This window comes from Nostoc cf. edaphicum LEGE 07299, assembly GCF_015207245.1.
Classification (GTDB): Bacteria; Cyanobacteriota; Cyanobacteriia; order Cyanobacteriales; family Nostocaceae; genus Nostoc; species Nostoc edaphicum_B.
Genome location: NZ_JADEXF010000222.1, coordinates 1 through 6,411 on the forward strand (window position 1 = coordinate 1; position 6,411 = coordinate 6,411).

A 6,411-nucleotide genomic window follows, 5' to 3' on the forward strand; every position below is an offset into this window, starting at 1 on the left:
GTATTTACCGGGATAGTTTCTTGGTCAATCTATCTAGAGGACTGTAAACTTACTTATGCCTCCTATTCAGATAAACTATTTGAGCGCCTTGACAGTCACTTACGGCGTTTGAGTCAGCAAATTCCTGCTCTCAACAGCACCACTCGTGTACAGATGCGGCTGATGTTTGAGACGAAAAATGAACATAAATCAATATCAAATGCAGATTACCAAGCTATTTGTTGGTTAGTAAATCAGGACTATATTACCTCTGTGCAAGCAGGAAGCCTGATAGACGAATTAGCAAAAGAAGTAATGGAATCATTTCTGTGTTTAAAAGAAGGTAGCTATGAATTCAGTCCAGAAAGCTCTTTGGATGAACTACCAAAGTTCTGTCACCTGGATTTACGGTTACTTGTTGAACACTGTCAAAAACAGTTACGAAATCGGCAAAATATTCAGTCATCAATTCCGGCTGGTGGGAGTTCCCAAGCGTTGTCTGCAACACAAACGTCTCAAGTTCAGCCACAACTGCAAATAAAAATTGGGCAAAAACTGCCAATCCCAATCAATTTTGATATTCCTGAGAATAAAACTACTCAGCCACCTGTTGGCAAAAAACTATATACAATTGCCTGCATTGATGATAGCCAAACTGTTTTGAATTCTATCAAACACTTTTTGGATGAAAACACATTTTCAGTTGTGATGATCAATGATCCGGTAAAAGCTTTAATGCAAATTCTACGGAGTAAACCCGACCTGATTTTGCTAGATGTTGAAATGCCAAGTTTAGATGGCTATGAACTATGTTCATTATTACGTAAACATTCAGCTTTTAAAAATATACCGATCGTTATGGTGACTGGTAGAACGGGATTTATCGACAGGGCAAAGGCTAAAATGGTCAGATCGTCAGGATATTTGACTAAGCCTTTTACACAATCAGAATTGCTAAAAATGGTTTTTAAGCATCTTGGTTGATTGAAATAAGGCAAATAAAAATAACAAAATATGTTTAATTTATTTTTTTAGGAGATTTGATAGTGAGCCTGACTTTGCTTGGCACAATTTTGATTGTAGAAGATTCTCCCAGCGAATTGGAATTAATGAGCCATTATCTCAAAGAGAGTGGTTACAACGTAATTAAAGCAAGTGGTGCAAAAGAGGGTTTAGAAAAAGCTGTGTTAGAAAAACCAGATGCGATCGTTACTGATGTAGTAATGCCAGAAATGAGTGGATTTGAATTGTGTCGTTCTCTGAGAAGAAATCCAATTACTGCAAAAGTACCGATTGTGGTTTGTAGTTCTAAAAATCAAGAAATTGATCGTTTGTGGGCGATGAGACAAGGTGCAGATGCCTATATAACTAAACCTTACACCCGCGAACATCTCCTACGTACTATTAAATCAGTGGTAATTTGAATCAATGACTAGTACAAACATTACTCTTTCTTCAAAACCAATCCCGAATAATTTAGCAGATAGTTATCTGAAGTTTCAGCTAAATCAACAAACTACTGCTGTTTTATCAATGAGGCATACGCAAGAAGCAATTCTTGTACCTGTTGAATCTATTACGTCAATACCGAATATGCCATCCTGCATATTAGGATTAATGAATTGGCGGAGTCGGATAATTTGGGTAGTTGATTTACCAAGAATGCTCAATTTAGAATCCCTAGATTATCGACTGCGACAATACAATGTGATTGTTATCCAAGTGGAATCATTGGTGTTGGGATTAGTTGTACAAGAAATAAAAGGTACAACCAAGTTCATAGTTGATGATATTCATTCTCCTATCGGACAAGTGACATCAAGTTTGGTTCCTTATTTATGTGGGTGCGTTGTGCAACAAGAAGAAATATTACTAGTATTAGATGCACAAGCGATTGTGCAATCTTCTATTCTCCGCAGTGATTAAGGTTTACTACTAAAAACAGCTTTTTAGTGTTCTTATTCACATACTTAGGAGAACTACTTTTATGTTTAATAAAACCAACACAAATCAAGGTAATAGCGCTCAAAATCGAGCATCACTGATTTCATCTCAAAAAGCTATTGGAACTGTAGTAAAGCTACCAAATAAGCTGACTAATAAAAATGTGAATAATTCTTCTTTGAATCAGGGTATTGCCTATTTTACAAGGCTGGGATTAGTTAAGAAAGCGACTATTTTAGCGATCGCAATTGGCACAATACCAGTTTTGGGCATCGGTGCGATCGCTTTTGGTTTTGCCAACAAATCTATTACTAAGCAAATTACCCAATCTCAAGAAGCCGAAGCCACTGGCTTGAGTGATAAAGTTAACCGCTTTATGCTGGGACGCTACGGTGATATTCAGGTAATATCAAACTTGCTATTTTTGACAAATTCTCAAGCTAGTATTAGTACTCAAGAAAAGCAAGAAGTCTTAGATCGGGTTGTCGAAGCCTACAAAGCTTATGACAGTATTGCTGTTTTCGATCGCCAAGGTAACTTGATTGTCCAGTCTACAGGCGAACCCCTGGAAAATCAAAAAGACCGTACCTTTTTTCAAGACGCTTTACAAAAAGATACTCCTGTCATCAGCAAACCGGAAGCAGCAAATACAGGTGTTGTGAGTATTTATCTAGCCGCACCTGTGAAAGAGACAAGAACGGGTCAAACTATTGGCGTGGTACAAGCACGTATGCCCGTAAAATCTTTAGAGGAAGTTACCAAAAACTACGCAGCCAACGGACAACAATACTATTTGCTTGATGCTTCGGGAACAGTTTTCTTGAGTCCTCAAAAGGAATTATTGGGGAAAGAGGCCAAGGCAGAGTATTCTAATTTACCTAAACTGCTAGCAGCTAGAAAGGTAAATAGTTTTATAGAAGTTCCGAAAACTCACAAAAAACAAGAACTAGTTAGCTATGTACCAGCTAGTACGATAGATGGCTTACCTGATTTAAACTGGCAGGTACTTTTAGCTACAGATACCGCAACTGTATTTGAGCTGCAAAGACAATTGTTGTGGATTATAGCCATCGGTACAGCAGTGACAGCATTAATTGTAGGTGCGATCGCATCTCGGTTAGCTAAACTGACTACACAGCCAATTCTCAATGCAACTGCGGCATTAGCAAAGTTAGGTCAAGGTAAATTTAATACCCGTCTGGAAATTGAAAGAGAAGACGAATTAGGGGTATTGAGTGCAAATATCAACTTGATGGCTGAACAATTGCAGGTCTTAGTTAAAGAACAGCAACAGGAAGTAGACGTTGAAGGGACAAAATTACTAGCAGATATTACCCTACGGATTCGGAAAGTTCTTAAAACTGAAGATATTTATCATGCAGCAGTCAAAGAAGTTCAGCAAATCCTCAAAACAGACCGGGTAATTATTTATAGTCTGAATCCAGGTACTTTGACTGGCGTTGTCGTTGCGGAATCGGGAACTGGTAATTGGCCGGAAATGCTGGGAGTGCAAATTGACGACCCTTATTTTCGAGAACATTATCTAGAAAGCGATCGCGATGGAGGGGTGCAAGCAGTTGCCAATATTCATCAAGACCAAAGCTTGAAAAATGCCGACAGTTACATCCAACTGTTGGAAAAATTTGCTGTCAAAGGTCATTTAATCGTACCGATTCTTGCTCAAGAAAAACTTTTAGGCTTATTAATTGCTCATCATTGCGAAACTCCTCGTGTTTGGCAACAGCCGGAAATTGACTTGTTTCAACAGATAGCAACTCAAGTCGGCTATGCCTTAGAACAAGCCAAGTTATTAGAAGAGATAGAAAAAGTCACAAATGTAACTGTAAGTGCTTCAGACGAAACACTGCAACAACAACTTTTACAACTACTCAACGACGTAGAAGGTGCAGCCAGAGGTGATTTGACAGTGCGTGCAGACGTAACTGCTGGGGAAATCGGTACTGTTGCCGACTTCTTCAACTCCATTGTAGAAAGCCTCCGAGATATTGTTACCCAAGTTAAACAAGCTGCCATCCATGTAAATAGTGCCATTGGCTCTAACGAAGGAGCCATCCGCCACCTAGCAGAAGAAGCGCTAACCCAAGCTGCCGAAATCAACCGCACCCTTGATGCTGTTGACCAAATGACCCAATCCATGAAAGCCGTAGCCGAAAGTGCTGAAAAAGCTGCCTTCATTGCTAACCATGCTGCTCACACTGCAACCAAGAGCGGACACGCGATGGATTTGACAGTACAAAACATCCTCTCTTTGCGGGAAACTGTGGGTGAAACTGCTAAGAAAGTGAAACGTTTGGGAGAGTCTTCGCAACAAATTTCTCGCGTGGTTTCCTTGATTAACCAAATTGCGATTCAAACTAACCTGCTTGCTATTAATGCCGGCATCGAAGCAGCACGTGCGGGTGAAGAAGGTCAAGGTTTTGCCGTAGTGGCTGAAGAAGTCGGCGAACTAGCAGTCAGGAGTGCCGCAGCAACCCAAGAAATCGAACAAATTGTTGAAAATATCCAACGAGAAACCAGTGAAGTAGTGCAAGCAATGGAAATAGGCACTACCCAAGTGGTAGAAGGTACTCGAATTGTGGAGGAAGCTAAACAAAGTCTGAGTGAAATTTTGGATGTCTCTTCTCAAATTGACTCCTTAGTGCAGTCGATTTCCACTGCAACTGCATCTCAGGTTGAAACATCCCAAAGTGTTAGCCAATTGATGAAAGATATCGCTGCTATATCACAACGTACCAGTGATTCATCTCACCAAGTTTCCGAATCTCTGCAACAAACTGTGGATATTTCCCAGCAGTTGCAAGAGACTGTCGAGGCTTTCAAAGTTAGTTAAGTTTGTCATTTGTCATTTGTCCTTTGTCCTTTGCGATTTGCTAGTGATGAATGACGAATGACTTTTGTTATTTGTCCGTTGTCATTTGTCCTTTGTCCTTTTACTAAGACTATTGACCAATGACCAATGACTAATGACCAATGACTAATGACCAATGACCAATGACTAAGGACAAAAACCATGCTACAAGACAAAGAATTAGAAATCCAGATGCAGTTTCTGGAAGAAGCAACAGATTACTTAAATACCTTAGAAGGGGTATTGCTGGAAATCGATACTAGTAACCGCATCGATTTGGATAAAATCAATGCTGCACTCCGGGCCACTCATTCTATTAAAGGTGGCGCGGGGATGATGGGATTTAAATCGCTAAGTGATTTATCTCACCGTCTGGAAGATTCCTTTAAAGTTTTAAAAACTAAAAAAAATTCTTTAGAAATTGATACTCAGTTGCAAAGTTTATTGCTATCTGGAGTTGACTGGCTGCGTCAAATTGTCGAATTGCTTGCAGAAGGGAATGTTGTCGAAGATCAGTGGTTAGCAACTTTTTGTTATCCCATCTTCGATGAGTTGCACGATCGCTTGGGCGACCCCACCCCAGAAGATGCCTCAACTATGCTATCCCCAGAGGACGGGCAAGACGTTATCCCTTTGCTATTTGCCACAGAAGTAGAAGAGTGTTTGCAGCGTCTAGAATCTACATTGGCAGATCGCGAACAAGCTGGATTGCCTGAAGAAATTGCAATCCTGGCAGCTGAATTAGGCGGTTTGGGAGAAATGCTCCAGTTGCCAGCTTTTAGCAAGCTTTGTCAGTCGGTAACGCAGCATTTGGAAACTGTTGAACGCATCCCCGAAATTGCCCAGTTAGCATTGCAAGCATGGCGGCGATCGCAAGCTTTGGTGCTGACAAATCAGCTAGATAACTTACCTACAGCTATTGACTTGGGTAGTTCGCAATCCCAGCTACTATTGCCAGCAGAAGTAATACCACAACTTCTCCCTACAGATGTCATCGACACAGAAGTAGTGTCAACAGCTGTTTGGCAAGCAGAGATCACTCCAGAAACTTGGGTTAAAGATGAAGCAATCGCCGCCAATTTTACATTTGTAGATGCAGAATTTGCTGAGGATGTAAATTCTGTCAATGTAACTGAACATAATACAATATTTGCTAAAGAAGAGAATCCTCCAGATGCCAAATTAAGCGAAGGCAAAGGAGAGACAGTTGCCGTTGGTAAAGAACGAGAAATTCATGAAAATAGCGTCCGAGTTCCTAGCAAACAGCTAGAGCAAATTAATGATTTATTTGGCGAACTGATTGTTCAGCGAAATGGCTTAAATTCGCAATTAGAAAGATTACGCAAACTCGTTCGCAACCTCAACCAGCGAGTCCAAATCCTCGACCGCGAAAACCAGGAATTACGTATAATATCCGACAAAATTTCCACTCAAGCTACCTCACAGCTACAAGCTGAAAATGGCCACCAAGTACAAGGTATAAACACAGAATTTGATGCCTTAGAAATGGATCGCTATAACGAATTAAACCTGCGATCGCAGGAAGTTATGGAAACCATTGTTCAGGTACAGGAAGTCACAACAGATGTGCAACTAAGTGTAGATGATACAGACCATAT

At 40.4% G+C, this 6,411-nt stretch carries 5 protein-coding genes; all 5 read left to right on the forward strand.

Going from position 1 to position 6,411, the window contains the following annotated elements; translation table 11 throughout:
* On the forward strand, nt 1-963 hold a 963-nt coding region (locus tag IQ229_RS08745), incomplete at its 5' end, for a response regulator (RefSeq protein ID WP_194042954.1).
* A gap of 62 nt (nt 964-1,025) precedes the next feature.
* A complete protein-coding gene (locus IQ229_RS08750) occupies nt 1,026-1,403 on the forward strand; it encodes a response regulator transcription factor (protein WP_069071198.1) in 378 nt (125 codons plus the stop codon).
* 4 nt (nt 1,404-1,407) lie between these two features.
* Nucleotides 1,408-1,905 (forward strand): chemotaxis protein CheW, encoded by a 498-nt coding sequence (locus IQ229_RS08755; protein ID WP_194042956.1) that lies wholly within the window; start codon nt 1,408-1,410, stop codon nt 1,903-1,905.
* Nucleotides 1,906-1,966: 61 nt separating this feature from the next.
* A complete protein-coding gene (locus IQ229_RS08760; RefSeq protein WP_194042959.1) occupies nt 1,967-4,774 on the forward strand; it encodes a methyl-accepting chemotaxis protein in 2,808 nt (935 codons plus the stop codon).
* A 180-nt stretch (nt 4,775-4,954) separates the two neighbouring features.
* Nucleotides 4,955-6,411: Hpt domain-containing protein (locus IQ229_RS08765; RefSeq protein WP_194042961.1), on the forward strand; the 1,457-nt coding region annotated here is incomplete at its 3' end.